Origin of the sequence: Arthrobacter ginsengisoli (genome assembly GCF_031456935.1) — a bacterium.
In the GTDB taxonomy this organism is placed as follows: domain Bacteria; phylum Actinomycetota; class Actinomycetes; order Actinomycetales; family Micrococcaceae; genus Arthrobacter; species Arthrobacter ginsengisoli.
Genome location: NZ_JAVDVQ010000002.1, coordinates 366,449 through 390,868, shown reverse-complemented (window position 1 = coordinate 390,868; position 24,420 = coordinate 366,449). Strand labels below are relative to the sequence as shown.

The 24,420-nt window shown below is 69.5% G+C and carries 24 protein-coding genes; 4 read left to right on the top strand and 20 right to left on the bottom strand.

Annotation, left to right across the window (positions count from 1 at the left end; translation table 11 throughout):
* Positions 1–3: 3 nt before the first annotated feature.
* The 5 genes from J2X01_RS03910 to J2X01_RS03890 form a co-directional block, all read right to left on the bottom strand.
* Positions 4–2,949, bottom strand: a complete 2,946-nt coding sequence (locus J2X01_RS03910; RefSeq protein WP_310050757.1) for an FtsK/SpoIIIE family DNA translocase — start codon at positions 2,947–2,949, stop codon at positions 4–6.
* A gap of 158 nt (positions 2,950–3,107) precedes the next feature.
* Entirely contained in the window at positions 3,108–4,799 is a 1,692-nt protein-coding gene (locus tag J2X01_RS03905) for a ribonuclease J (protein ID WP_310050755.1), read from the bottom strand.
* 59 nt (positions 4,800–4,858) lie between these two features.
* Positions 4,859–5,767, bottom strand: a complete 909-nt coding sequence (gene dapA, locus J2X01_RS03900) for a 4-hydroxy-tetrahydrodipicolinate synthase (RefSeq protein ID WP_310050751.1) — start codon at positions 5,765–5,767, stop codon at positions 4,859–4,861.
* A gap of 78 nt (positions 5,768–5,845) precedes the next feature.
* Positions 5,846–6,700, bottom strand: a complete 855-nt coding sequence (locus J2X01_RS03895; protein WP_310050750.1) for a carbon-nitrogen hydrolase family protein — start codon at positions 6,698–6,700, stop codon at positions 5,846–5,848.
* 20 nt (positions 6,701–6,720) lie between these two features.
* On the bottom strand, positions 6,721–7,125 hold the full coding sequence (locus J2X01_RS03890) for a hypothetical protein (RefSeq protein WP_310050748.1): 405 nt from the start codon (positions 7,123–7,125) through the stop codon (positions 6,721–6,723).
* A 115-nt stretch (positions 7,126–7,240) separates the two neighbouring features.
* On the opposite strand from J2X01_RS03890, the gene J2X01_RS03885 reads away from it, so the two are divergent.
* Positions 7,241–8,476 carry a heparan-alpha-glucosaminide N-acetyltransferase domain-containing protein gene (locus J2X01_RS03885; protein ID WP_310050746.1) on the top strand — a complete coding sequence of 412 codons (1,236 nt, stop codon included), beginning with the start codon at positions 7,241–7,243 and terminating at the stop codon, positions 8,474–8,476.
* A 51-nt stretch (positions 8,477–8,527) separates the two neighbouring features.
* On the opposite strand, the gene J2X01_RS03880 is transcribed toward J2X01_RS03885, so the two are convergent.
* The 7 genes from J2X01_RS03880 to J2X01_RS03850 all read right to left on the bottom strand — a co-directional run bounded on the left by J2X01_RS03880 (position 8,528) and on the right by J2X01_RS03850 (position 14,159).
* A complete protein-coding gene (locus tag J2X01_RS03880; RefSeq protein ID WP_310050743.1) occupies positions 8,528–9,010 on the bottom strand; it encodes a hypothetical protein in 483 nt (160 codons plus the stop codon).
* 5 nt (positions 9,011–9,015) lie between these two features.
* Entirely contained in the window at positions 9,016–9,774 is a 759-nt protein-coding gene (gene dapB, locus J2X01_RS03875; RefSeq protein ID WP_310050740.1) for a 4-hydroxy-tetrahydrodipicolinate reductase, read from the bottom strand.
* Positions 9,775–9,870: 96 nt separating this feature from the next.
* On the bottom strand, positions 9,871–10,365 hold the full coding sequence (locus J2X01_RS03870; RefSeq protein WP_310050738.1) for a molybdenum cofactor biosynthesis protein MoaE: 495 nt from the start codon (positions 10,363–10,365) through the stop codon (positions 9,871–9,873).
* Positions 10,355–10,867: a MogA/MoaB family molybdenum cofactor biosynthesis protein gene (locus J2X01_RS03865; protein ID WP_310050735.1), complete on the bottom strand. Its 513-nt coding sequence runs from the start codon at positions 10,865–10,867 to the stop codon at positions 10,355–10,357. The genes J2X01_RS03870 and J2X01_RS03865 overlap by 11 nt, the downstream gene beginning before the upstream one ends.
* Positions 10,864–11,367, bottom strand: coding sequence for a cyclic pyranopterin monophosphate synthase MoaC (gene moaC, locus J2X01_RS03860; RefSeq protein WP_310050732.1), 504 nt, complete (start codon positions 11,365–11,367; stop codon positions 10,864–10,866). The genes J2X01_RS03865 and moaC overlap by 4 nt, the downstream gene beginning before the upstream one ends.
* Positions 11,355–12,578: a molybdopterin molybdotransferase MoeA gene (locus J2X01_RS03855; RefSeq protein ID WP_310050729.1), complete on the bottom strand. Its 1,224-nt coding sequence runs from the start codon at positions 12,576–12,578 to the stop codon at positions 11,355–11,357. The genes moaC and J2X01_RS03855 overlap by 13 nt, the downstream gene beginning before the upstream one ends.
* Positions 12,579–12,665: 87 nt before the next feature.
* Positions 12,666–14,159: a molybdopterin-dependent oxidoreductase gene (locus J2X01_RS03850; RefSeq protein ID WP_310050943.1), complete on the bottom strand. Its 1,494-nt coding sequence runs from the start codon at positions 14,157–14,159 to the stop codon at positions 12,666–12,668.
* Between the two features lie 292 nt (positions 14,160–14,451).
* Between J2X01_RS03850 and moaA the strand changes: the two genes are divergently transcribed.
* Both moaA and J2X01_RS03840 read left to right on the top strand, forming a co-directional pair.
* Positions 14,452–15,588 carry a GTP 3',8-cyclase MoaA gene (gene moaA / locus J2X01_RS03845; protein ID WP_310050728.1) on the top strand — a complete coding sequence of 379 codons (1,137 nt, stop codon included), beginning with the start codon at positions 14,452–14,454 and terminating at the stop codon, positions 15,586–15,588.
* A gap of 7 nt (positions 15,589–15,595) precedes the next feature.
* Entirely contained in the window at positions 15,596–15,862 is a 267-nt protein-coding gene (locus J2X01_RS03840) for a MoaD/ThiS family protein (RefSeq protein ID WP_310050725.1), read from the top strand.
* A gap of 29 nt (positions 15,863–15,891) precedes the next feature.
* Here the strand turns inward: J2X01_RS03840 and J2X01_RS03835 are convergent, their stop codons facing one another.
* Positions 15,892–17,028: a helix-turn-helix transcriptional regulator gene (locus tag J2X01_RS03835; RefSeq protein WP_310050723.1), complete on the bottom strand. Its 1,137-nt coding sequence runs from the start codon at positions 17,026–17,028 to the stop codon at positions 15,892–15,894.
* A 108-nt stretch (positions 17,029–17,136) separates the two neighbouring features.
* On the opposite strand from J2X01_RS03835, the gene J2X01_RS03830 reads away from it, so the two are divergent.
* The gene (locus J2X01_RS03830; protein ID WP_310050721.1) at positions 17,137–17,418 is read left to right on the top strand and encodes a hypothetical protein; all 282 of its coding nucleotides are present in this window, start codon (positions 17,137–17,139) and stop codon (positions 17,416–17,418) included.
* 20 nt (positions 17,419–17,438) lie between these two features.
* Here J2X01_RS03830 and J2X01_RS03825 read toward each other — a convergent pair whose 3' ends face one another.
* Genes J2X01_RS03825 through J2X01_RS03795 form a run of 7 tightly spaced genes read right to left on the bottom strand, consistent with a single transcriptional unit; the run spans position 17,439 to position 24,299 of the window.
* Positions 17,439–18,344, bottom strand: coding sequence for an alpha/beta hydrolase (locus tag J2X01_RS03825; RefSeq protein WP_310050719.1), 906 nt, complete (start codon positions 18,342–18,344; stop codon positions 17,439–17,441).
* Positions 18,341–19,030: a TetR/AcrR family transcriptional regulator gene (locus tag J2X01_RS03820; RefSeq protein ID WP_310050717.1), complete on the bottom strand. Its 690-nt coding sequence runs from the start codon at positions 19,028–19,030 to the stop codon at positions 18,341–18,343. Before J2X01_RS03820 ends, J2X01_RS03825 begins: the two co-directional genes overlap by 4 nt.
* Entirely contained in the window at positions 19,027–20,664 is a 1,638-nt protein-coding gene (locus J2X01_RS03815; RefSeq protein WP_310050715.1) for a class I adenylate-forming enzyme family protein, read from the bottom strand. Before J2X01_RS03815 ends, J2X01_RS03820 begins: the two co-directional genes overlap by 4 nt.
* Positions 20,661–21,890, bottom strand: coding sequence for a branched-chain amino acid ABC transporter permease (locus tag J2X01_RS03810; protein WP_310050713.1), 1,230 nt, complete (start codon positions 21,888–21,890; stop codon positions 20,661–20,663). The genes J2X01_RS03815 and J2X01_RS03810 overlap by 4 nt, the downstream gene beginning before the upstream one ends.
* On the bottom strand, positions 21,887–22,762 hold the full coding sequence (locus tag J2X01_RS03805; RefSeq protein ID WP_310050711.1) for a branched-chain amino acid ABC transporter permease: 876 nt from the start codon (positions 22,760–22,762) through the stop codon (positions 21,887–21,889). Before J2X01_RS03805 ends, J2X01_RS03810 begins: the two co-directional genes overlap by 4 nt.
* Positions 22,759–23,538, bottom strand: a complete 780-nt coding sequence (locus tag J2X01_RS03800; RefSeq protein WP_310050709.1) for an ABC transporter ATP-binding protein — start codon at positions 23,536–23,538, stop codon at positions 22,759–22,761. Before J2X01_RS03800 ends, J2X01_RS03805 begins: the two co-directional genes overlap by 4 nt.
* The gene (locus J2X01_RS03795; protein WP_310050706.1) at positions 23,535–24,299 is read right to left on the bottom strand and encodes an ABC transporter ATP-binding protein; all 765 of its coding nucleotides are present in this window, start codon (positions 24,297–24,299) and stop codon (positions 23,535–23,537) included. The genes J2X01_RS03800 and J2X01_RS03795 overlap by 4 nt, the downstream gene beginning before the upstream one ends.
* Positions 24,300–24,420 lie beyond the last annotated feature (121 nt).

Here is a 24,420-nt window from a genome sequence, read left to right as displayed (position 1 = left end):
AGGCTACCGCCCGGTGAGCGACCAGGCGTCCTCTGAGCCGTCCTCATCCTCGGAGCCGCCATCGGCGCCGTCGTTGTAGTCGATCGCCTGGGTGCGGTTGTTCAGATCGGCGGCGACGAGGTCCTCGGCGTAGCCACCCTGGGCGATGTTCGCGTTGGCGTTGTCGCTGAGCGCCGCGGTCTGGGCATCCGCGGTGGCGGGCAACTCCATGCCCTTCATGGCGGCCAGCACCGTCGCCAGGTCATCGGGTTTGACCAGGACGTCGCGGGCCTTGGAGCCTTCGGAGGGGCCCACCACGCCGCGCGATTCGAGCAGGTCCATCAGCCGGCCGGCCTTGGCGAAGCCGACGCGCAGCTTGCGCTGCAGCATCGAGGTGGAGCCAAACTGGGTCGTGACGACGAGCTCGGTGGCCTGCAGCAGGACCTCGAGGTCGTCGCCGATGTCGTCGTCGATCTGCTTCTTCGGCGCCTCGGGGGCGACGTCGTCGCGGTAGACGGCCTTGAGCTGGCCCTTGACGTGCTCGACCACCCGGTGGATTTCCGATTCGGTGACCCACGCGCCCTGGACGCGCATGGCCTTGGAAGCGCCCATCGGCAGGAACAGCGCGTCGCCCTGGCCGATCAGCTTCTCGGCGCCGGGCTGGTCCAGGACGACGCGGGAGTCGGTGACCGAGGAGGTGGCGAACGCCATCCTGGACGGCACGTTGGCCTTGATCAGGCCGGTGACGACGTCGACGGAGGGCCGCTGGGTGGCGAGCACGAGGTGGATGCCGGCCGCACGGGCCAGCTGGGTGATGCGGACGATCGAGTCCTCGACATCGCGCGGGGCGACCATCATCAGGTCGGCGAGTTCATCGACGATCACCAGCAGGTACGGGTACGGCCGGATGACCCGCTTGGAACCCTCGGGCGGGATGACCTTGCCCGCGCGGACGGCCTTGTTGAAGTCGTCGATGTGCTTGAAGCCGTAGTTCGCGAGGTCGTCGTAACGGGCGTCCATCTCGCGGACCACCCATTGCAGGGCTTCGGCGGCCTTTTTCGGGTTAGTGATGATCGGGGTGATGAGGTGCGGGACACCCTCGTACGCGGTGAGTTCCACCCGTTTGGGGTCCACCATGACCATGCGGACCTCGTCGGGTGTGGCGCGCATCAGGATGGAGGTGATCATCGAGTTCACGAACGAGGACTTGCCGGCACCGGTGGCGCCCGCCACGAGCAGGTGCGGCATTTTGGCGAGGTTCGCGACGACGTAGCCGCCCTCGACGTCCTTGCCGACACCCATCACCATCGGGTGGTCCGTGCGCCGGGCGTTCTGGCTGCGGAGCACATCGCCCAGGGACACCGTCTCGCGGTCCGTGTTGGGGATCTCGATGCCGATGGCTGACTTGCCGGGGATGGGGCTCAGGATGCGCACGTCCGAACTGGCGACGGCGTAGGAGATGTTCTTGGACAGCGCGGTGACGCGTTCCACCTTGGTGCCCGGTGAGAGTTCGATCTCGTAGCGGGTGACGGTGGGCCCGCGGCTGAAGCCGGTTACCTGGGCGTCCACGTTGAACTGGTTCAGGGTTTCGGTCAGCGAGGCGACAATCGCGTCGTTGGCTTCGGTGCGTTCCTTGGGAACGGAGCCCGGGGTCAGCACGTCCGACGGCGGCAGCGTGTACGTCACGTCGCCGGCCAGCGACAGCTGTTCGGTGCGCTGCGGAATCGGGGTGGGCGGCGGCGCCGGGGTCACGGGGTTGGAGGGGACCCTGGCGGCGGCGGCCACGGCTGCGGCGCCCGGTGCCGGCGCGGCCGGGTTCAGCGAGCCTGCGGCGACCATTCCCGGAGTCACCAGCGGGATGGCCTCGGTGGCATTCTCCCCCGGTGACGCGCCGGCACCGCCGGCGGTGCTGCCCAGGCCCTGGGCGGCCTTGATCTTTTCGACGGCGATTTCGGCCTGGGTGGGACGGCGTACGCCGGGTGCGACGGTCCTGGAGCCGGTTTTGGCGCCACCGGCGGATCTAGCGGCTTCTGCTTCCTCGTCGGCAATGAGTGCCCGTTCGAAGGCCTCGTCGCCGACGTAGCCTTCGAGTCCGGCGTCGTCGTCGTGGTCCTTGCCGAAGAGGCGGCGGCGCTTCTTCTTCGCCGGAGCCGGGGTGTCGCTTTCGTAAAGGTAGCTGCGGTCGTGGCCGTCGCCGTCGTCGTCCTGCAGGTCGATGCCCATGAGGTGCTCGTAGGCGCCGCGGAGCCGGCCCGGGATGGCGCCGAAGGGCGTGGCGGTGACGATCAGCAGCGAGGTGAAGGCGAGCAGGCTGTAGACCGCGACCGGGACGGCGCTGTGGATGGCGGCCAGCGGGGCCGCGGCGAGGTAGCCCAGCATGCCGCCGGCGTGCCGCAGACCGTCAAATCCTTCCGCGACGGTCGGTTCCCCGCCAATGATGTGGGCCAGGCCGGAGCCGGCGAGGGTCATGATCAGGAAGCCAATCCCGATCCGGTTGTTGCCGCGGCCATCGACGGGCTGGCGGAATAGCCGGACGGCGCAGACAAAAAGCATGAGCGGCAGCAGCAGCGACATCCAGCCGAAGGTGCCGTTGACGATTCCGTAGACCATGTCGGGGAACCAGCCCTGGAAGCCCCACCAGGCGAAAGTTGCAATGAAAACGCCGAGCCCGAAGTTGAACAGGGCTGCGCCGTCGCGGCGGTCCTCGGGGGCGAGGTCGCTGACGTCGGAGCCGATCCGGCGGATGCCCGCCCCGACGACGTGGCCAACGCCCAGCCAGGCGCCCGCCACAACCCTCACCAGCCAGGGCTGTTTGGGTTCGACGGCGGCCAGCTGGCGGGTCCGCGCGGTGGCCGTTGTTCCGGAGGGCTTGCCGGTTTTTGACGCAGCCGGGCGTGAGCCGCGGGCCGAAGGGCTGCCTGATTTACCGCTGGGGTTTCCTCTAGGCGCGGAGGAAGTACGTGTCGCCATACCCGCAACGGTACCCGACGCAGGGCCGAAAACCGCGGATTTCCGGGGCTGCGCGGGGATCATGTTGCTGGCCGTGACACGCAAAACGGCCCTCCCGGTCCGCCGCAAGCCGGAGCCTGCAGCAGGCCGGGAAGGCCGTCGAGGTGAGGGAAAGGCGCTTAGGCCTCCAGGACCACCGGGATGATCAGGGGCTTGCGGCGGAGCTTGCGGTTGACCCACGTGCCGACCACACGGCGGACCACCTGCTGGAGCTGGTGCGTGGTGTGGTCCGAGCGGTTGAGCACGGCCTCTTCCAGGGCGGCGTTGATCTTGGGGATGATCTCGTCGAAGACCGAGTCATCCTCAGCCACGCCGCGGGCGTGGATCTCGGGACCGGAGACGACCTTGCCGGTGGCGCGGTGGATCACGGTGATGATGGAGATAAAGCCTTCATCGCCCAGCGTCTGCCGGTCCTTCAGGTCCGCTTCGGTGACTTCGCCAACGCTGGAGCCGTCGACGTAGACGAAGCCGACCTCGACCTGGCCGACGATGTCGGCCTGGTGGTCACGGAGGTCGATGACGGTGCCGTTGTCCGCGAGCAGGATGCTCTCCTCGGGGACCCCGGAGTCCAGGGCGATTTTGCCGTTGGCGATCAGGTGGCGGGTTTCACCGTGCACCGGCATCGCGTTGAGCGGTTCCAGGATGTTGTAGCAGTACAGCAGCTCGCCGGCGGCGGCGTGGCCGGAGACGTGTACCTTGGCGTTGCCCTTGTGGATGACGTCGGCGCCGAGCTTGAGCAGGCCGTTGATGATGCGGAACACGGCGTTCTCGTTGCCCGGGATCAGGCTGGAGGCGAGGATGACGGTGTCGCCCTGGCCGACGACGACGCGGTGGTCGCCGTTGGCCATGCGGGACAGGGCGGCCATCGGCTCGCCCTGGGAGCCGGTGGACATCAGCACGACGCGGTTGTCCGGCAGGTTGTCGATGTTCTTGATGTCGACCAGGATGCCCGGGGGCACGTCGAGGTAGCCGAGCTTCTCGGCAATCGCCATGTTGCGGACCATCGAGCGGCCGACGAAGGCAACCTTGCGGTTGTGGTTCGCGGCGGCGTCGAGAACCTGCTGGACGCGGTGCACATGCGAGGAGAAGGACGCGACGATCAGGCGCTTGGAGGCCTGGCCAAAGAGCCGGTCCAGGGTGGGGCCGATTTCCTTCTCGGCGGTGGTGAAGCCCGGCACGTCGGCGTTCGTGGAGTCCGACATGAACAGGTCCACGCCTTCCTCGCCCAGCTTGGCGAAGTGGCGGAGGTCGGTGATCCGGCCGTCCAGCGGCAGCTGGTCCATCTTGAAGTCACCGGTGTGCAGCACGGTACCGCCGGCAGTGCGGAGGAACACCGCGAGGGCGTCGGGAATCGAGTGGTTGACGGCCACGAATTCGCATTCGAAGGGGCCGAACTTCTGTACCTGTCCCTCGGTGACAATCTGGGTGACCGGCTTGATCCGGTGCTCCAGCAGCTTCGCCTCGATGAGGGCCAGCGTCAGCCGGGAGCCCACCAGGGGAATGTCGGCGCGCAGCCGCAGCAGGTACGGAACGGCGCCGATGTGGTCCTCGTGGCCGTGGGTCAGGACGACGGCGACGATGTCATCGAGACGGTTCTCGAGGTAGGAGAAATCGGGCAGGATCAGGTCGACGCCGGGCTGGGTCTCCTCCGGGAAGAGGACACCACAGTCGACGATGAGCAGCTTGCCGTCGATTTCGAAGACGGTCATGTTGCGGCCGATCTCCCCCAGGCCGCCGAGCGGAACGATCCGCAGGGTGTCCTTGAGCAGTTTCGGCGGCGTGACAAGGCCGGGAAGGGCGGTTTGGGTCATAATGCACTACTTTCCAGGCGGGCACCGGCCCGGCCTTTCCTGATCAGAGGAACTCCTGATCAGGAAAAGACCATGCCGGCTTCCGCCAAGTCCTCGCGGATGGTTTCGATCTCGACCTGGTCCGGCTCCACGAGGGGCAAACGGACAACCGAGTTGGGCAGGACTCCCTGCCACTTAAGAACTTGCTTCGCAGCAACAGCACCCTGGATGTGGGTCATCACTGCACGGACCACAGGGTCCAGTTCGAAATGTATGGTGCGGGCGGTGGCGAAGTCGCCCGCAAGTGCGGCATCAATCAGAGTGCGGAACTGCGGCGTCGCGACGTGGGCGGCGACGCTGACCAGCCCGACGGCGCCGGCCGACATCCACGGCAGGGTCAGCCCGTCGTCGCCCGAGTAGACGTCGAGGTCAGTATTGGCGAGCACTCTGGTGACAGCGGCGAAGTCGGCCTTGGCGTCCTTGAGCGCAACAATGTTCGGGTGGTCCGCGAGCCGGATCATGGTTTCGGGCAGGATCGGCACGCAGGACCGGCCCGGAATGTCGTAGACCATGACGGGCAGATCGGCGGCGTCGGCGACGGCTTCAATGTGGGCCTGGATGCCCGCCTGGCTGGGCTTGTTGTAGTACGGGGTGACGATCAGCTGGCCGTGCGCTCCGGCTTTGGCGGCGCGCTTGGCCATTTCGATCGAGTGCGAGGTGTGGTTGGTCCCGGTTCCGGCGATGACCTTGGCGCGGTCCCCCACGGCCTCCACGATGACGCGGAAAAGCTTTTCCTTCTCATCGTCTTCCAGGGTGGAGGTCTCCCCCGTTGTACCGGAAATAACGAGGGCATCGTTGCCCTCGTCGACGAGCTTGTTGGCCAGTTCGGCGTTCCGCTGGTAGTCGACCTCACCGTCGGACGTGAAAGGCGTGACCATGGCGGTCACGAGGGTTCCGAACGTGTATGAGCGAGTAACAGAGTCAGCCATATGAAAAACGTTACCCTGTCCCCGGCGTGATCGGACAATGACGGCGACGTGATGAAGATCAAACCCGGCCCGGGCGCCTCACCCGGGGCCGGCTGGCAGGACGCTGGGGCCGGCTGATTCCGGCGCCGCGCGCTCCGTCGCCCGGTGCTCCGGCGGACCGTACTGCAGCGTCGCGGTCAGCACTTCGGTTCCCGATCCGGCGGCCTGCCGGATCACCTGTCCGTCCGGTCCCCAGAAACCGCTGCCACCCGCCGAGGGCCCGAGTTCCGTGCTGCCGCCGAGGTTGGCCAGCAGGCTGAATGTCCGGTTGTCCCTGGCCGGTGCGCCGGGCCGCACTACCGGGTCCATGGCCGGGTGCACGGACGGGAGCACGGCCGGCCGACGGTCCCCGCCCGTGGTGCAAACGGCCTGGATGGCATAGATGTCAGCGTCGGCCGCCGCCGCCCCACGGGCCAGCGCCGGGCGATCAGTGGCCGGGAAGCCGGTGTCCACGCAGCAGGCCAGGGCAATCCTCCAGCCGTCGAGGTCCAGCATGACCGGCTGGTCATCGGCGCTGACGAACTGCTGGTCCGGACCGTGATGCCAGGCCTGAAAGCCGGTATCCAGCCCGCCGTTGGGGTGCAGAACCAGCGAGGCGAGGCGGGGCGTGCCGTCGGCTTCCCTGAACGGGGCGCCGACGACCGCGGTGATCCCGGTCCGCCGGCAAATTTCCCTGAGGCCGTCCAGCCGGGAATCCCCGGCGGTCACCCAATGCTCTGGATCCGCCAGTCCTCCCGGCCCGTAACCGGTGAGGGACAGCACCGGGAAGACGACCAGCCGGGCGCCGTGGTTGTCGGCGTCCTCGATCAGCCGGATGTGTTCCGGGACATTGGCGGCGAGGCCGCCGTCAAGTGCCGTGTACTGGATGGCGGAGAGGGTCAGCGCGGTGATCACCCTGCCATCCTAGGCACCGCCTACCCGGCGGGGGCAGCCCTGCCGGAGGGTGTGGTGCAGTAGCGGCTGACGGCGTCCTCCCGAATCCCCTCGGCCCACGCCGCGAGCCGCTGGGCCGCCCGCACATAGTGGAACAGTTCGCCGGGGGTGAGTGCTTCCAGGTCGGTCTCGGCGAGCCGGCGGGCAAGCTCGGCGCCGGGCGGCTGCGCGGACAGTGCAGCGCCTTCCTGCTGCCATTGGACGTCCTCCGCGGGCTCGCCGGCAACAAGCTGCCGGAACAGGAAGTCCACAACACCGGGACTCATGGCCTTGAGCACGCCGGGTGCCGGGTCCGGCCGGACGGTATCCCGCCAAATGTTGTCCCGCCAGCCGTTGTCCCGAAAGCCGGTGTCCCGAAAGCCGGTGGGTTCTGCTGGATTCTTCATAGCCACATGGTATTCGAACATATATTCGAATACAAGAGCTGTGCGGCTCCTGTGAACATCCCCGAATCCGTCGCCGGCCCGGGATCACCGGTACCGGTCGTGAGACGATCGGAAGATGACGCCGCGCGGAACCGCATCCACGTCCCGGCCCGCCGTTCGCAAAGCGGCCGGGGCACGACTGTCGGGCATCGATGCCGCCCGCGGCTTGGCACTGCTGGGCATGATGGCGACCCATATCTTCCCCACCTTCGAGTCCAACGCCCAGCTCACACCCACTTGGGTCGGGCTGGTGTTTTCCGGCCGCGCCGCGGCCCTGTTCGCCGTGCTCGCCGGAATCGGGCTGGCGCTCTCAACCGGCAAACAGCAGCCGCTCCAGGGGCCGCAGCTGTGGGCGGCCCGCCGGGGAATCGCCCTCCGGGCCCTCGTGGTGGGCGCTGTCGGGCTCTCCATCGGTGGCCTGGAAGTCAATATCGCCATCATCCTGGTCCACTACGCGGTGCTGTTCCTGTGCGTGCTGCCGTTCCTCGGCCTGGACGTCAAACGCCTGCTGGTCCTGGCCCTCGGCTGGGTGCTGGTGACCCCGGCGCTCGCGTTCCTGCTACGGCCCTGGCTCCTCACCGCCGAACCGCCCCTGCAGCTGGGCCACAACCCGAAGTGGGAGGACCTGTCGACCCCCGCGGTGCTGCTCGGGGATCTGTTCCTGACCGGTTACTACCCGGTTCTTCAGTGGATTGCCTATCTGCTGATCGGTCTTGCGATCGGCCGGCTGGCCCTCACCACGGCGGCCGTCCCGGTGCTGCTGCTGGCCGTAGGTACGGGGGTGGCGGTCCTGGCCAAGTGGCTCAGCGTGGTGCTGATGGAGGACTGGGGCGGCCGTGCGGCGCTGCAGGCATCCCTGCTCGACCCCTCGTACCCGTTGGAGAGCCTGCTGCAGGTCAACCTGGCCGGCATCGACCAGACCGGTTCCGCCTGGTGGCTCGCCTCCAGCGCCCCGCATTCGGGCACCACGCTGGACCTGCTGCACACCTCGGGGGTGGCAGCCGCCGTCGTCGGTGTCTGCCTGCTGCTGGGCCGGCTGGTCCAGCGGACCGGCCGGGACCTGCTGCTCCCGCTGCGGGGTGCCGGTGCCATGACGCTGAGCTTCTACACGGCCCATCTGTGCGTGATGGCTTCGCTGTACGGCCAGCCGTTGCCGTCCGGGTGGACGGTGGACGGCATTTATTGGGTGCAGGCTTTGACGATCCTGGCCCTGGGCGGCATGGTCGCGGCGCTGGCGTGGCGGGGGCCGCTGGAGTGGCTCGGGCATGCCGCAAACCAGCTCGGCCGCTACCGGCCTGCCCGCGTCAGCTGAGCCAGAGTCAGCTGAGCGAGAGTCACGCGAACCTTGTCAGCTGACCGCGTCTCAGGCCTGGCGGGATCCCGTCCGGTAGAGCCGGACGGCGTCGCGCATTGAGGCGCGGGCCCGCTTCCGGTCGCCCGCGGCGTCGTAGGCGCAGCTGAGGCGGAACCAGGAGCGCCAGTCCTCGGGAGCCGCTTCCGTCTCGGCACGGTACTTCTCAAATTCACGGTCCGCGGCCTCACGGATGATGCGCCCGGCCGGCGTGCGCGGCAGATTGTCCTCGGGCAGGCCGCCTTCGGCTTCGAGGATTTTCGCCAGCCGCTCGGTCCGGGCCCCGAACAGCAGCTCGCGGACGAGCGCCCAGGCGCCGATCACGGGCAGCAGCAGATACGCCACGCCGATGGCTTTGGCCACCGGATTGGCGTCCGTCATCAGCAGCACCGAGCGCTGGAAGGACACCACGAGGTAGAAGACCAGCAGCAGCGTGACGGCGCCGACCCAGATCTTGGTGCGGTTGGCCTTGAAGGCGGTCAGGACGTTGGCCACGGCGCTCAGAGCCCTAAATCCAGGTAGCCATCCAGGCCCACGGTGAGGCCCGGGTGGGACGCGATGTTGCGCACCCCCAGCAGCACGCCGGGCATAAACGAAACCCGGTCGAAGGAATCATGCCGGATGGTCAGCTGCTCCCCCGGTCCGCCCAGCAATACCTCCTGGTGCGCCACCAGGCCGCGGAGCCTGACGCTGTGGACCCGGACGCCGTCGACGTCGCAGCCACGCGCCCCGGGGCGCTCACTTGTGGTGGCGTCGGGGCTGGCAGGCCGGCCGGCGGCGTCGCGCTCGGCGGAAATCAGCTGCGCGGTGCGCACGGCGGTGCCGGACGGCGCATCGACCTTGTCCGGGTGGTGCAGTTCGATGATTTCGACCGATTCGAAGTAGCGCGAGGCCCTGGCCGCGAAGGCCGAGGCGAGGACTGACCCGAGTGCGAAGTTCGGCGCGATCAGAACTCCGACGCCGGACCGGCCGGTCAGGAGCTCCTGCAGCCGGCCCAGCCGCTCCGCATCCCAGCCCGTGGTACCCACAACGGCGTGCATACCGTGTTCGACGGCGAAGCGGACGTTCGCTTCGGTGCTCTCGGGGACCGTCAGATCCACCACGACGCGGGCTCCGGCGTCGACGAGGGTGTCCAGGGAATCGTTCCGGCCCAGCGCGGCGACAAGTTTCAGGTCAGCGGCGGCCTCGACGGCCTTCACCGCCTCGGCGCCCATGCGCCCGTTCGCGCCCAGCACGGCGACTGCGAGTTGTTCGGTCATGCCATCAACCCTACCGTCGGGGCAGCCGCCCGACTGAACCGGCGGCGCTGCGTGACAGGGCCGCCGGACCGCTCCCACCGGCGGTTCCCGGCGGCGCTACTCCCCCGCGCCGACCCACTCGACCGTGCCGTCGGTGAAGAACTGTTCCTTCCAGATCGGAACCTGGGCCTTGATCCGGTCCACGAGTTCCGAGCAGACCGCGAAGGCCTGGCCCCGATGCGCGGCGGAGACGGCGCAGACCAGCGCGGGGTCGCCGATCTCCAGCATGCCGATCCGGTGCGCCACCCAGATCCGCACCGGTTGGCCTGGCGCGCTGCCGGTCCCGCCGGCTGTCGTGCCGGCGTCTCCAGCGGCAGCCTGTTCGGCGACGAGCCGCGCGACGACGTCGGCCATTACCTGGTGCGCCGACGGGTGCGCGCTGTAGCTGAGCCGCTGGACCGGTTTGCCGCCGTCGTGGTTCCGGACCACGCCGCTGAAGCTGACCACCGCGCCCGCAGTGTCGGATTCGACCGCGGCGATGGCCTGGTCCACGGAGATCGGCTCGGCGCTCAGCACCGCGGTCACAACGTCAAAGGCTGAATCAGTGGCCATGGCTGCCTTCCAGCTGGTCGCAGAGGTGTCCAAGGATGGGGTCCAGCACGCTGAGACCGTCCATGACACCCTTCGGGGATCCGGGGAGATTGACGATGAACGTCTGGCCGGCGGCGCCGGCATGGCCCCGGCTCAGCATCGCCGTGGGGGTCTTGGCGGTGCCGGCGCCGCGGATGCCCTCCATGATGCCGGGGATCTCGCGGTCCAGCAGGGGCAGGGTCTGCTCCGGAGTGACGTCGGTGGGGCTGAGGCCGGTGCCGCCGCTCGTGATGATGACGGACGGCGCCTGGGTCAGGAGCGCGCGCAGGGCTGCGCCCACGGCGTCGCCGTCCGGGACCACGAGGGCCGGGTAGGGCTCGAAGCCGTGCTCGGTCAGCCAGTCGATGATGACGGGGCCGGTCAGGTCCTCATAGATGCCGGATGCGGCCCGGGTGGAGGCAATCACGACGCCGGCCTTCCGCCCGGTGGCGTCGCCGTGCCGGTGTGGTTCGGGCATGCTCATAGTGTCCAGTCCCCGCTCTTGCCGCCGCTTTTGGCCAGCACTTTGATATCGGTCAGCACCGCGTGTTTGTCCACGGCCTTGATCATGTCGTACACACTGAGGGCGGCCACGGAAGCTGCGGTCAGCGCTTCCATTTCGACGCCGGTGATGCCGCGGGTCTTGACGGTGGCGAAGACCGTGATCGTGTTCGTGTCGAGTTCGAAGTCGACGGTGACCTTGGCGATCGGCAGCGGGTGGCACAGCGGGATCAGGTCCGCGGTCTTCTTGGCGGCCATGATGCCGGCGATCCGGGCGACGGCGAGGGCATCGCCCTTCGGCAGGTCTCCCGCGCCGAGGAGTGCCAGGACCTCGGCCGTGCTGCGGACCGTGGCGGTGGCGGTGGCTTCGCGGGTGCTCTCCGCCTTGTTGGACACGTCCACCATCTGGGCCGTGCCGTCCTGCCGGAGGTGGGTCAGTCCTGGGGTTCCCATTGGAGGGTCTTCTTCGTTCACAGCATCCATACTTCCACTTCCGCGCCCCCGGCGAGCGCGGCAATTCCTTCGGGTACCTGGATCAGGGCGTTGGAGTGCGCCAGGGCACTGACCAGGTGCGAGCCGGCGCCACCTTCCAGCCGGACGGTGCCGTCCGGGAGGACCGTGCCGCGCCGTACCTGGTGCTTGCCCGACGGGGACGTCAGCGCCCCGGCCAGCCGTGCCCTGAGCACCGGACGCGGCGCGGGCGAGCCGAAGAGGTCGCCCAGCGCGGGCCGGAGGAACATTTCGAAGGAGACAAGGCAGCTCACCGGGTTCCCCGGGAAGCCGAGGACCGGGACGCCGTCGAAGGTTCCGATGCCCTGCGGGCCGCCGGGCTGCATTGCGACGCCGAAGAAGTCGACGGCGTGGCCCGCCATCGCCTGCCTGACCACTTCGTACGCGCCCTGGCTGACGCCCCCGGTGGTGACGATCAGGTCCACCTCCGCGGTGTGCCGGCGCAGCAGGCCGGTGAGTTCCTCCACCCGGTCCGTGGCGATCCCGGTCCGGGTGACGTCGAGTCCGGCCTGGCGCATGGAGGACTCCAGCAGGGTGGCGTTGGAGTCGTAGATCTTGCCGGCGGCCAGCGGGCTGCCGGGCTCCACGACTTCATCCCCGGTGGTGACCAGCAGGACCCGCAGCGCACGGTAGACGGACACCTCGGTGAATCCCAGGGCCGCCAGGAGCCCCAGCTGGCCGGGTCCGAGGCAGGTTCCGGCCGTGAGGGCCAGCTCGCCGGCGCGGATGTCGCTGCCCGCGTCGCGGACGAAGTTCCTGGGCGGCGCGGCCGGGAGCCGGACCGTGGCCGGCACGCCGGGCACGGGGAAGGCAGCGGGTACAGCCTGCTCGATCGGTACGACGGCATCCGCCCCGGGCGGCATCATGGCGCCGGTCATGATCGGGGCGGCTGTCCCGGGGGCCAGTTCAGGGGGCGCGGCACCGGCCGGAACGGGAGCGGCAACCCGCAGTTCGGTCCCGCCGTCGGGCACGTCGGCGCTGCGGATGGCGAAGCCGTCCATCTGCGAGTTCGCGAAGGGCGGCAGATCCAGCGGAGCCACCACGTCCGCCGCGAGTCCGCGGCCCAGCGCGGCAAGGAGTGGCAGACGTTCAATCCGGTCCGCGGTGCGGAGCGGGGCCAGCAGCTGGCGGACCGATTCGCGGTGCGCTTCCACGCTGACGTGCCGTGCCTGGGTGCGGTGCATACGTTCGTGACCCCTCGTCGTGAACCAGTGTCCGGGTTTGCCGGTCCGGCTCCCCGGCCCGGCTTCCTGGCCTGGCGGGCTGGCCGGTTAGGACTTCACGTCCACTCTAACCGTGTGAAAGCCGGTCGCCCCGCTGGGCACCACCGGCGCGCGGTCCTCCACCTGCGCGACGCCATTGAGGTCCGTGGCGCGGACCTGGACCTCGTACCGGCCGGGGGTCAGCGGCAGGGCCAGCTTCCACTGGTACCAGGTGTCTTTCGAGATCCCTGGGGCCAGCTGGGCCTCGAGCCACCCGCCGCGGTTGACCCTGAGCTCCACCCGGCCGATCCCCGTGTGCTGGGCCCAGGCGACGCCGCCGAAGGCCACCGTCCCGGCGCTGACGGAGCGGCCGTCCCGGGGCACGTCGATGCGGGAGGAGGTCTTGATCGGTCCCTGCTCGCTCCAGCCGCGGGGCGTCCAGTATCCGACGTCGTCCGCGAAGCGCGTCACCTTGAGCCCGGTGACCCACTTGGTCGCCGAAACATAGCCGTAGAGACCGGGGACGATGAGCCGGACCGGGAAGCCGTGTTCCAGCGGCAATGGTTCGCCATTCATCCCGACGGCCAGCAGCGCGTCCCGGCTGTCCGTCAGCACCTCCAGCGGGGTGCCGGCAGTCCAGCCGTCCGTACTGCGGGACAGGACCATGTCCGCGCCGTCCTTCGGGCCGGCGAGGGCCAGGAGTTCCCGGACCGGCCAGCCGAGCCAGCGTGCATTGCCAATCAGGTCCCCGCCCACCTCGTTGGAGACGCAGGCAATCGTGACGTGCCGTTCGATCAGGGGTTTAGTCAGCAGCGCGGCGAAGTCCAGGGAGATCTCGCGCTCCACGAGGCCGGTGACCGTCAGGGTCCACTGGTCCGGGTCCACCACCGGGACGCGCAGCGCGGTGTCGATCCGGTAGAAGTCCCTGTTGGGGGTCACCAGCGGTCCCACGCCGTCCAGACGGACCTCGGCGCCGGCCGGGATCGGCGGAGCCGGTGAAGCCGGCACCGGGAGCGCCAGCTTGCTGCGCAGTTCACTCACGACGGCGGCCGCTCCCCGGAACGTCGCGGCGAGCACGCCGGCCACCACGGCGACGGCGGCCGTTCCGCCGAGCGCCAGGAAGAAGCGGCGGCGGGACGGAGGCGCAGGCGGTGCAGCACTTTCCGCAGCGCCGGCATCCGGGCCGGGACCCGCGGGCGGCTGTCCGGCTTCGGTTTGCCAGTCCTCCAGCCGCCCGACCAGCCAGCGCAGCAGGATCATGCCCACGACAGCGGCGAGCAGCGGGGCCGGGATCGCGTTCGCGGTCAGTTCGGCTCGTCCCAGCACCGCCACCAGCCCCGCCACGCCGAAGAGGGCAATGACCGCGACCCCGGCGAAACGGCGCCGCAACTCCACGATTCCGGACAGGGCGGCCAGCGCGGCGATAGCGAGCCCCATACCACCCAGCAGGGCGACCTTGTCCGCGGTGCCGAAGAGCGAAATGGCCCAATCCTTGACGCCGGGCGGGACCACGTCGATCACCGCGCCGCCCACAGCGGTCACCGGGGAGAGCGAGGGGCTCATGAGTCCTGCCGCGAGCTCCCCCAGGGCCAGGCCCGATCCGACGGCCACGACTCCCGCCGCCGCCGCCCAGCCGGTCGCGTGGCGCTCCGGACGCCGCGGGACGGGTGTTCCCGGGGCGGGATCGGGCAGTGTGCCTGGCCGCCCGGGCTGGGAGGTGTTCACTCCTCCAGCATAGGTTCGCGCCGGACCGGCGGCACGACAAAGCGGCCCGAGATCCCGGCGTGATCCCGGCGGCGGAACTCCGGCCCGCACCGGCTGTGATCCCGGCGCTGAGGTGGCGTAGCCTGACTCTATGAGTGTTCAGCTTGGCATGCCCCAGCCCCGCGCGGATGACGGCCGCGGCGCGGGCACTTCCGGCACGCCGCTGCCCGGCCGTCCGGCCGGAATGCCCGCCGGGCTCGTGGACCGCTATGGCCGCCGCGCCACGGACATGCGGCTGTCGCTGACGGACAAATGCAATCTGCGCTGCACCTACTGCATGCCCGCCGAGGGGCTGGAATGGCTGTCCAAGCAGGCTGTCATGTCCGCGGCGGAAATTGTCCGGATCGTGCGGATCGGCGTCGACATGCTCGGCGTGCGCGAACTGCGGCTTACCGGCGGGGAACCGCTGGTCCGGGCCGACCTGCTGGACATCATTTCGGCGCTCCGCCAGGCCCACCCCGGCCTGCCGATCTCCATGACCACAAACGCCGTCGGGCTGGACAAAAAAGCCGCCGGGCTCAAGGCCGCCGGGCTGTCCCGGATCAACGTCTCGCTGGACTCCCTCCATGAGGAAACGTTCACCCAGCTGACCCGCCGCCCCTTCCTGAACAAAGTCCTGGCCGGCGTCGACGCCGCTTGGGCCGCCGGACTGGGCCCGGTGAAACTCAACGCCGTGCTGATGCGCGGCATCAACGACGTCGAGTCCCCGGCGCTGCTGGCCTGGGCGCTGGACCGCGGCTACGAACTGCGCTTCATCGAGCAAATGCCGCTCGACGCCGACCATGGCTGGACCCGCCGGAACATGATCACCGCCGCTGAGATCCGTGAGCTGCTCTCCGTCGATTACGTGCTCGGCGCTGATCCACGGGACCGCGACGGCGCCCCGGCGGAACGCTTCGAGGTCCGGGCCCGGGTGCCCGGCACCGGTGAGGCCACCGGAGACGTGCTGGGAACCGTGGGGATCATCGCCTCCGTGACTGAGCCGTTCTGCTCCGATTGCCGCCGCACCCGCATCACGGCCGAGGGCAAGATCATGAGCTGCCTGTTCTCCCGCGAGGAAGTCGACCTGCTCGGACTGCTCCGCGAGGGGGCCAGCGACGAACAACTTGCCGAACGCTGGCAGGACGCGATGTGGATCAAACCCAAGGCCCACGGCATGGACCACGTCGGACTGGACGCCCCGGACTTCGTCCAGCCGGACCGCAGCATGAGCGCCATCGGAGGCTGAACACCCTGTGAACGTACGTTATTTCGCTGCCGCGCGCGCTGCCGCCGGCGTCGATGAGGAACGCTTTGACCTCCCCGCGGAGGCCACCGTCGCCACGCTGCTGGCGGCGATCCTCGCCGTCGAACGCCCGGAACCCCCCGCCGGGACCCCGCCGCTGGCGCGCCTGCTGTCGCGGAGCAGCTTCCTGCTCAACGAGGTGGCGGTGCGGAACCGGGCAGCGCAACTGTTACCGGACGACGTCGTCGACGTGCTGCCGCCGTTCGCCGGCGGCTAGGCAAAGCGGCGTCCGGGCACCTCGCCGACTCAATCCCCTGCCGTTGCCGGGCCCGCATCGGCCGGCACGGCCGCGGTGCCAAGAGCCAGGCCCAGGAGCGCACTCCGGCTCCGGACACCGCAGGCAGCGAAAACAGCCTTGAACTGATCCTGCACGGTGTACGGGCTGATCCGCAGGGCCGTGGCAAGCTCTGCCGTGTTGAGTCCGCCGGCCGTGAAACCCAGCAGCCGGTGCTGCTGCGGAGTCAGGGCGAAGCAGCGGGCGAACACCTCAAGCCGGTCCACCGCCGGACATTCCTGGATGGTCACGGCGAGCGGAGGCGTTGCCCCCAGCAGGCCCGCGTCCATCCGCGTGGAGCGCAGCAGCGCCCAGGCGCCTAGGCCGACGGGCACCCGCGACATTGCCGGATGGGGGTCCACCCCGGCTTCCCTGGCCAACAGCTGGGCAGCGACGTTCAGGACTTCCGCCGGAACCCCTTCATACGGCCGGGGCCCGCGCTGCAGCAGCCCCAGCCAGTCACCGGCCGACGCCGTCTGTCCCACCACGGCCAACCGCTCGTCCAAGGTCAGCACCGCCTGGGGCGGCAGGGGCTTCCGGACGGCCGGCCACGGGGCACCGATCCCCTCCGCGTCCCGCCGGCACTGCGCCGCCCTGCTCCGACGGAGGCCGGCAGCCACCAAGGGCGCGGCCGTGGCGAGGTAATCGGTCTCCGGCTCGGAAAACGTGCCTTCATCCCCGGCACGCCACAGGTCCAGCCAGCCCCAGCAGCCATGTTTGTCGGCGAAGACGGTCGACAGCACGTCGGTCACCCGATAGCGGTTCAGCACCCCGTTCCACAGCGGACTGCGCGCCGGCCGGCCGCCGGTCTCCATCAGCAGGGTCGTGGCCGGCCGGACCTGCCCCATGAGGGCGGTCCAGCGGCACTCCGGCGTCAGGTACTTGAGCCGGATCAGCTCCGGCAGCTCTTCCGGACAGGGGATCCTGGCCATCGGCGCGATGCCGGTGGCCGACTCGGGATCCGACAGCGGACAGGCAAAGGCGCTGAACGGCACCATCCGGCCCAGTTCCGCAAGCAATCCGCCGCGCAGTTCCTTGTCCTCGACCACGTCCCGGCAGAGTTGCCCGATGCGTTCCAGGCTCCGGCTCAGCGCCCAGGTGGTGGCCATAAATTCAGTATGCGCCCACCAGATTTCTGGGATACCGCGCGCCGACCGGCTGCGCCTAGTGTGAAGCATCCCTGCAGCCAGTGATCGAAACCGGAAGGAATGAGTGCGATGTTTACCTTGCAGATAGAACACGGGATCAAGGACTTTGGCCTGTGGAAGGCTGCCTTCGACCGTGATCCCGTGAACCGCGCGGCGTCGGGGGTGACCGCGCACCGGATCAGCCGCCCGGTGGAGGATCCGCACTATGTCGTGGTCGAACTCGATTTCGAGCGGCGCGCCGAGGCCGAAGCACTGCTGGCCAAGCTTCAGGCGAACGTCTGGAATTCCCCGGCCGCGGCCCCGGCCCTCCTGGGCGCACCGAAAACCCGGATCCTGGAGTCCGCCGTCTGACGGCGGCAGCGGCGCGGCAGTCAGGTCACCGCCAGCGCCTCCCGCACTGAATCCGCCACGGCGGCGGCTCCCGTCCCGCCCATGACGATCGTGTAGTGGTTGACGTCCGGGATCTCCCGCACGGTCAGGGCGGGCAGCTTCTCCGCCCAGGTGTTCAGGTAGCCGGGCGCGTAGAGGCCACCGGGTTCGTTGAGCAGCCCGCGGGGCGCGCGCAGCACCAGGGTCTCCACCGCGAGCTCCTCAAGGGCCTTCAGGAGTGAGGCGCCGCGGTGCAGTTCAGCAGTGTCGTCCGCCATCGCCTGATAGCGGGTGGCCGGCCGGAGCACCGGCTCCTCGCCCGTGAGGTCATAATCCACGTACTCCTCCACGAGCGGGCTCCAGTCCGCGCTGAAGGCCGGATGCTGCTTCCAGAAGCTACGGTAGACCTCCCGGCTGGGGAAGGTGGCGTTCAGGCGCTCGGCCGCGGGGCCGAGTACGGCGGCGACGATCTGCTCGTCGCTAAATCCCGCCGGCACCTGCAGCGGCAGTCCGCCGTCGACCAGCACGAGGGACCGCACCCGCTCCGGGAACAGGTTCGCCAGCACCACGGCGGCGAAGGCGCCCATGGAATGGCCGACGACGACGACCGGCCCGGTGCTGAGCGCGGCCAGCACGGCCGCGAGGTCTTCGGCATGGGAGGGCATGCCGTAGGGCGCGGGGAGCGCGTTGCTGCGGCCCCGGCCGCGCAGGTCGGGGGCGATGATCCTGATGTCCGGCAGGGCCGCCGCCAGCTCCGGCCAGGCCTTGTGGGACGCGGTGACGCCGTGCACCGCGAGGATCGTCGGGGCGGCCGGGTCCTCGGGCCCCCAGAGGGCGGTGTGCAGGGTGCCGCCGCGGACCTCGACTTCGGTGGTCCGGTAACCGGGGTTGCTGGCTGCCTGGTTCATGGGGCTGTCCCTTCCTGGGTCTGATTGGTTCCGGAGGCGGGGCCGGGAGCGGGGTTGGCGGTGCCGCCCGGCGTGGGGGCGAGCGCACGTTCGATGAACTGCATCATTTCCTCGAACACTTCCTCCGGGACGTCCGGGCGGGGCCCCTGCGCGGGTTCGGCGCCTTCCTCGTCCCACAGCACCCAGCGCATGCCGATTAGTTCGCCGATGCCCATCAGGGCCCAGGCCGCCACGGTGGGGTCCATCTCCCGGACTTCCCCGCTGAGCTGCGCGGCCTTGAGCCCCTCGATATAGCCGTTGACGATCCGGGTGTAGTGCAGCCGCAGCGCCCCGGGCGAGACGAACTCGGCCTGCCGGATGATCCGGTACAGGGCCGGGTGTTCCGCGGTGAACTTGAAGAAGGCCCGGAACCCGGCGCGTTCGGCCGCGAGCCGGTTGCCGGCCGAGCGGGCGGCGTCGGTCATGGCGTGCCGGACCCGCCGGTTCAGGTCCTCGACCACCTCGTCGAAGATCGTCTGCTTGCCCTCGAAGTACAGGTAGAACGTCCCGAGTCCGACGCCGGCCTCCTCCGTGATTTTCACGATCGAGGCCTCGTGGTAGCCCACCGAGGCGAAGACCGTCTCGGCGGCCTGCAGCAGTTTGGCCCGGGTGCGGGTGCCCCTCGCGGTGCGCGGCACGGCGCTCACCGCCGGCCCCCGTCCGCGGGCAGGGCAGCCGGGGGCAGGTCGGCCGTGGAGTGCTCCTGCCGTCGTGCCGGCGTGCGCCCGTCCAGTTCCTGCCGGAGCCGGGTGCGGAGCACCTTGTTCAGCGCCGTGCGGGGCAGCGCTCCGACCGTCTCGATCCGGGCGGGAACCTTGAAATGCGCCAGCTGGGCGGCGCAGTGCTCGAGGAGTTCCTGTTCATCCGTGGCCATGCCTGGGCGGATCACCACAAAGCCGACGCCGGTTTCGCCCCAGCGATCGTCTTCCACGCCGACGACGGCGGCCTGCGCCACCGCCGGATGGGCCAGCAGCGCCGCCTCAACCTCGGCGGGGGCGACGTTCTCGCCGCCGGAAATGAAGATGTCCTTGAGCCGGTCCACCACCCTGATGTAACCCTCGGCGTCCCGCTCCACCAGGTCGCCGGTTCGCAGCCAGTCCCCGGCCAGGACGGCGGCAGTGGCCGCGGGGTCGCGGAAGTAGCCGGCGAAGACCCCCGGACCGCCCACCAGCAGTTCCCCGGAGGTGGCACCGTCCAGGATTTCGCCGGTCACCGGATCGGCCACCGCGACGGCCACATGCGGGTACGGCTTGCCCGAGTACCCCACCATGCGCGCGGCGTCCTCGTTGGCGAGGCAGAGCACGTTGGGCGATGCCTCGGTCAGCCCGTAGCCCTGGCTCAGGGCCACTCCCCTGCGGTGCCAGATCCGCAGCAGGGGCGCCGGCATCGGCGCCCCGCCCACCACGGCGTGCCGGAGGCTGCCGAGCTGCGCGGCGGCGAAGTCGGGGTGTTCGGCAAGCATCAGGTACTGGGTCGGGACGCCCATCAGCATGGTCACGCCCCGCTCCGCGATCAGCTGCAGGACCCGGCCGGGCTCGAAGCCGCGTTCGAGCACCACGGTGGCACCGGTCCACCAAGCCAGCAGGGGCTGGATGTTCCAGCCGCCGACGTGGAACTGCGGCAGCACTGCCAGCACCACGTCGGTGCTGCCCAGATCGAGTGTCCGGGACAGCGAGAGGTTAGTCCAAAAGCAGTTGGCGTGGGTTAGGACGGCGGCTTTGCTGGTCCCCTCGGTGCCGGAGGTGAAGATCATCAGGAGGGGATCGTCGTCGCGGACTTCCCTGGCGGCGTCCGGCCCGCGCAGCGCCGGCAACATCCGCGATGGCGGGGGCACGTACTTTTCGATGCCGCCGGGGCCCAGCGCGGCGGTCCGGGGCCGGTGGGCGAGCAGTGTGCAGGCCCCCGCGGCGAGCGAATCCAGTTCGTTCTCGACGAGCAGCAGCTGCGGGTCTGCGAGCTCGAGCTGCGCGGCGAGTTCCCGGCGCGAGAGCCGCCAGGACAGCGGCACCAGGACCAGCCCGGCCTTGGCACAGGCGAAAAACAGCACCACATGGTCCGAGCTGTTGCCGGTCAGGGTCGCGATCCGGTCCCCCGTGACGTAGCCGGCGGCCCTGAGGCCGGCGGCGAGACCGGCCGCCCGGCGTTCCAGATCCCCGTAGCTCAGCGTGCAGCCGCGGTCGTCGACGGCGATCCGGTGCGGGGTGGCGAGGCTGCGGTCGGTGGTCCAGCGGCCCAGGGTGTGCAGTCCGTCCGCCCGGCCCGGTCCGGTGGTGCTGCTCATGCCGATTCCTCCAAAATCTCACGGGACATCTCGGTGCGCTGACCGCCTGTGCCCTGACCGCCATCAGACTGACCGCCGCGCCGCTTGCGGCGCTGCGCCAGCCGCTGCGCGGTGCCCGTCAGGCCGCCGGGCAGGAAGAGCACCACGAGGATGAACAGGGTGCCCAGGATAAACAGGGGTTCGGACAACGGCACGCGCAGGATGTCCGGCAGCGCGTCGATCGCGTCGGAGTTCGCCAGGGTGGTGAGGCGCTGGTCCAGGATGGTGTAGAAAACGCCGCCGATCACGGCGCCCCAGCGGGAGCCGACACCGCCCAGGACCACCATCACGAGCAGGGTGATGGTCAGGTCGGCGGAGGTGGCGCGCGGCACGGCGCCGCTCTGCAGCAGCAGGAACACCATGCCGATGATGCTGACCAGGATGGCGGAGACCACGAAGATCAGCAGCTTCACGAGGTACGGCTGCAGACCGAGGACGCGGACGCGGAGTTCGTTTTCGCGGACCGCCGCCGCGACGTGGCCGGCGCGCGAGGACTGCACCCAGGTGACGACGATGAACACGGCCACGAGCACCGCGAGGGCCAGCCAGTACAGGTTGCGGGTGTTGACCACTCCCACGAGGAAGTCGGGCAGGTTGTCCGTGCGCAGCGTCAGGCCCTCGTCTCCGCCGGTGCTGCCCTCGGGGTTGCGGCCCACAATCACCGAGCCCGCCTGCGCGAACGCGAGCGTGACCATGGCGAACGGGATGCCGCTGACCCGCAGGCTGATGCTTCCCACCACATGGGCCAGCACGATCACGACCAGCAGGGTCAGGCCCATCGCGGGCAGCAGCGGGATGTCCAGGTTCTGCAGGATGATCGCCAGCCCGTAGACTCCCGCGCCGAAGTACAGTGCATGGCCGAAGGAGAGTAGCCCGGCGACGCCGAGCAGCAGGTGGTAGGTCAGCGCTGCGGCGGCCATCAGCATGCACATCGCGAGCAGCTGCAGGGATCCGGGCGTGTAGGTGGGGCCGGGCAGCACGCCGGGCAGGGACAGGTTGAGCAGCGGCAGCAGGACCAGGAACACGATTCCGGCGAGCCCGGCGGCGGCGCCGGCAACCGTCCGCCGGGTCAGGCGCGGCCGGGCGGAACTGCCGGGCCGGCCGGCGTCGGCGGTTCTGCGTGTCCCTGCGGGGCCATCCGCCGTAAGGTCCGTTTCCGGATTGGTGGCGTCGGTATCGGTGGTCATGAGGTTCTCCCGAGCAGGCCGGAGGGACGGAACAGCAGCACGAGCGCCAGGGCCAGCACGACGACGAAGTCGCCGGTGCCGCCCAGGTAGAAATTGGCGAACTGCTGCAGGACGGCGACGGCGACGGCGGCAATGGCCGCGCCGGTCAGCGAGCCCAGTCCGCCGATCACAGTGACGATGAACGCGAAGATCAGCAGCGAGCCGCCCAGCATCGGCGAGACGTAGCCGAAGTAGTGTGAGGCCAGGACCCCGCCCAGGCCGGCCGCGGCGCCGCCGATCGTGAAGACGAGGGTGAAGGCCTTCCGGACGTCGATGCCGAGGGCGGTCACCATGGAGCGGTTTTCGACGCCGGCCCGGATGATCATGCCGTAGCGGGTGTTCTTCAGGAAGAAGACCATGGCGAGCAGCACCAGGACGGCCGCGATGATGCAGACAAACCGGTCGTTGGGAACGCGGGCCCCCAGGATTTCGGTGGTCTCCTTGAACCAGGCCGGTCCCTGGATGAACACCGGGTCGGTGCCCCAGATGCCGTCGAAGAGGGCCACCGCGGCGAGCGAGAGGCCCACAGTGATGAGGACCTGCTCGATATGACGCTGGTACAACCGGCGGATCAGCACGAACTCGGTGAAGGCGGCAAAGGCGGCTCCGGCCGCGGCCCCGACCAGCAGCGAGAGCAGGAACGTGGCCCAGTTGTCCGAGCCGGTCCGGCGGGCGATTTCCCAGCCGGTGAAGGCGCCGAGGGTCAGGAAGGCGCCGTGGGCGAAGTTGAGCACGCCCATCAGACCGTAGATCAGGGACAGGCCGGCGGCAACGAGGAAGTACAGGGCACCAAGGCCGAGGCCGGTGAAGAGCAGCAGGACGACGGTACTCACAGGGTGGCTCCTTTCCCGGCCGGCTTCGCCGCTGTTTTCTCAGTATGTGTCCCTGCGGGTGTCTCGGCGGAGACACCCAGCAGGCGCTGGGTCAGCTCTGCGTCGTCGAGGAATTCCAGGGCGTTGCCGGTGTGGACCACCCGGCCCCCGGAGAGGACGACGGCGCCCGCGGCGAGCTGGCGGACGACGAGCAGGTTCTGCTCGACCAGGAGGATGGGGACGGTTTTGGCTGCTTCGGCGAGGGTCTCGGCGACCTCGGCGACGATTTTCGGGGCCAGGCCTTTGGTGGGTTCGTCGACGAGCAGGATCTTGTTGGTGTTCAGCAGCGCGCGGGCCAGCGAGACCATCTGCTGCTGGCCGCCGGAGAGGGTCCCGGCCATCTGGGCGGACCGGGCCAGCAGGTCCGGGAAGAGCTCCTCGACGAGCTGGCGCCGGGGCGCGGCGTCGCGTTCGGCGAGCCGGAGGTTTTCCGCCACGGTGAGCTTGGAAAACACTTCGCGGTCCTCGGGCACGTAGCCCACCCCGCTGCGGATAATCTTGAACGTCGGTTCCTTCTCGATCCGCACGCCGTCGAGCGCCACGGCTCCGGTGCGGTCGATCAGGCCGATGATGGCTTTGATGGTGCTGGTCTTTCCGACGCCGTTGCGGCCCAGCAACGCGGTGATGCCGGTGGCCGGGACGGTGAAGGAGACGTTCTCCACGACCTGCTGTCCGGCGATGTGGGCGTTGAGGCCCTGCACTGTCAGGATGGGTCGGGCTTCCGCTGCGGCGGTCATACGGGTTCTCCGAGGTAGGCACTCTGTACGGTCGGGTCAGACATCACGGCCTCCGGACTGTCCAGGGCCAGCAGGCTGCCATGGTGCATCACCGCGACCCGGTCCACGAGGCCCAGGACCACGTCCATGTGGTGCTCCACCATCATCACGGTGCAGCCGCGGTCCCGGTGCAGCCGTGCGATGATCGCGGTGAGGGACGGGACGTCCCCCGACGCCACCCCGGCCATCGGCTCGTCCAGGAGCACGACGGCGGGATCGGTCGCCAGCAGCACGGCGATCTCCACCTTGCGCTTCTCGCCGTGCGAGAGGTCACCCGCCGCCGTCGAGAGCTGGCCGGTGAGGCCGACTTCCCCGATGGTGCCGCGGGCTATCCGGGTGGCTTCGTCGGAGGAAGAGGGGAAGCGCAGGAGGCTGTTGCTGCCGCCGAGTTTCGCCTGGGCGGCGAGCCGGACGTTTTCCAGCACGCTGAGCCGGGGAAAAAGGTTGGAGGTCTGGAAGGTCCGTCCCAGCCCTGCCCTGGCCCGGCGGTGGACGGGCGCGGTGGTGATCTCCCTGCCGTTCAGCGTGATGCTGCCCGTGGTGGGCCGCATCACGCCGGAAATCAGGTTGAACAAGGTGGTCTTGCCGGCACCGTTGGGGCCGATGACGCCGATCATTTCGCCGCTGCCGACCGCGAAGCCCACATCCTGGAGGATGCGGGCGCCACCGATCTGCAGGCCGAGGCCGTCCACCGCAAGGGCGGGCAGTGCTGGGGGTTTCATTCGGGTCCTTCGTGGTTCGTTGGGTCGTGCCCGTCCCGTGGGCGTGCGCGGCAGTGCCCTGCACCGCGGTGCAGCGCGGGGTTGTGCAGCGCGGGGCTGCGCCGTACGGCACAGCCCCGCG

What these genes read in the sequence shown, in the direction of transcription:
- J2X01_RS03910 (WP_310050757.1), bottom strand. Translation starts at nt 2,949, where the DNA reads ATGGCGACACGTACTTCCTCCGCGCCTAGAGGAAACCCCAGCGGTAAA.
- J2X01_RS03905 (WP_310050755.1), bottom strand. Translation starts at nt 4,799, where the DNA reads ATGACCCAAACCGCCCTTCCCGGCCTTGTCACGCCGCCGAAACTGCTC.
- dapA (WP_310050751.1), bottom strand. Translation starts at nt 5,767, where the DNA reads ATGGCTGACTCTGTTACTCGCTCATACACGTTCGGAACCCTCGTGACC.
- J2X01_RS03890 (WP_310050748.1), bottom strand. Translation starts at nt 7,125, where the DNA reads ATGAAGAATCCAGCAGAACCCACCGGCTTTCGGGACACCGGCTTTCGG.
- J2X01_RS03885 (WP_310050746.1), top strand. Translation starts at nt 7,241, where the DNA reads ATGACGCCGCGCGGAACCGCATCCACGTCCCGGCCCGCCGTTCGCAAA.
- dapB (WP_310050740.1), bottom strand. Translation starts at nt 9,774, where the DNA reads ATGACCGAACAACTCGCAGTCGCCGTGCTGGGCGCGAACGGGCGCATG.
- J2X01_RS03870 (WP_310050738.1), bottom strand. Translation starts at nt 10,365, where the DNA reads ATGGCCACTGATTCAGCCTTTGACGTTGTGACCGCGGTGCTGAGCGCC.
- J2X01_RS03865 (WP_310050735.1), bottom strand. Translation starts at nt 10,867, where the DNA reads ATGAGCATGCCCGAACCACACCGGCACGGCGACGCCACCGGGCGGAAG.
- moaC (WP_310050732.1), bottom strand. Translation starts at nt 11,367, where the DNA reads ATGGATGCTGTGAACGAAGAAGACCCTCCAATGGGAACCCCAGGACTG.
- J2X01_RS03855 (WP_310050729.1), bottom strand. Translation starts at nt 12,578, where the DNA reads ATGCACCGCACCCAGGCACGGCACGTCAGCGTGGAAGCGCACCGCGAA.
- J2X01_RS03850 (WP_310050943.1), bottom strand. Translation starts at nt 14,159, where the DNA reads ATGAGCCCCTCGCTCTCCCCGGTGACCGCTGTGGGCGGCGCGGTGATC.
- moaA (WP_310050728.1), top strand. Translation starts at nt 14,452, where the DNA reads ATGAGTGTTCAGCTTGGCATGCCCCAGCCCCGCGCGGATGACGGCCGC.
- J2X01_RS03835 (WP_310050723.1), bottom strand. Translation starts at nt 17,028, where the DNA reads ATGGCCACCACCTGGGCGCTGAGCCGGAGCCTGGAACGCATCGGGCAA.
- J2X01_RS03830 (WP_310050721.1), top strand. Translation starts at nt 17,137, where the DNA reads ATGTTTACCTTGCAGATAGAACACGGGATCAAGGACTTTGGCCTGTGG.
- J2X01_RS03825 (WP_310050719.1), bottom strand. Translation starts at nt 18,344, where the DNA reads ATGAACCAGGCAGCCAGCAACCCCGGTTACCGGACCACCGAAGTCGAG.
- J2X01_RS03815 (WP_310050715.1), bottom strand. Translation starts at nt 20,664, where the DNA reads ATGAGCAGCACCACCGGACCGGGCCGGGCGGACGGACTGCACACCCTG.
- J2X01_RS03810 (WP_310050713.1), bottom strand. Translation starts at nt 21,890, where the DNA reads ATGACCACCGATACCGACGCCACCAATCCGGAAACGGACCTTACGGCG.
- J2X01_RS03800 (WP_310050709.1), bottom strand. Translation starts at nt 23,538, where the DNA reads ATGACCGCCGCAGCGGAAGCCCGACCCATCCTGACAGTGCAGGGCCTC.
- J2X01_RS03795 (WP_310050706.1), bottom strand. Translation starts at nt 24,299, where the DNA reads ATGAAACCCCCAGCACTGCCCGCCCTTGCGGTGGACGGCCTCGGCCTG.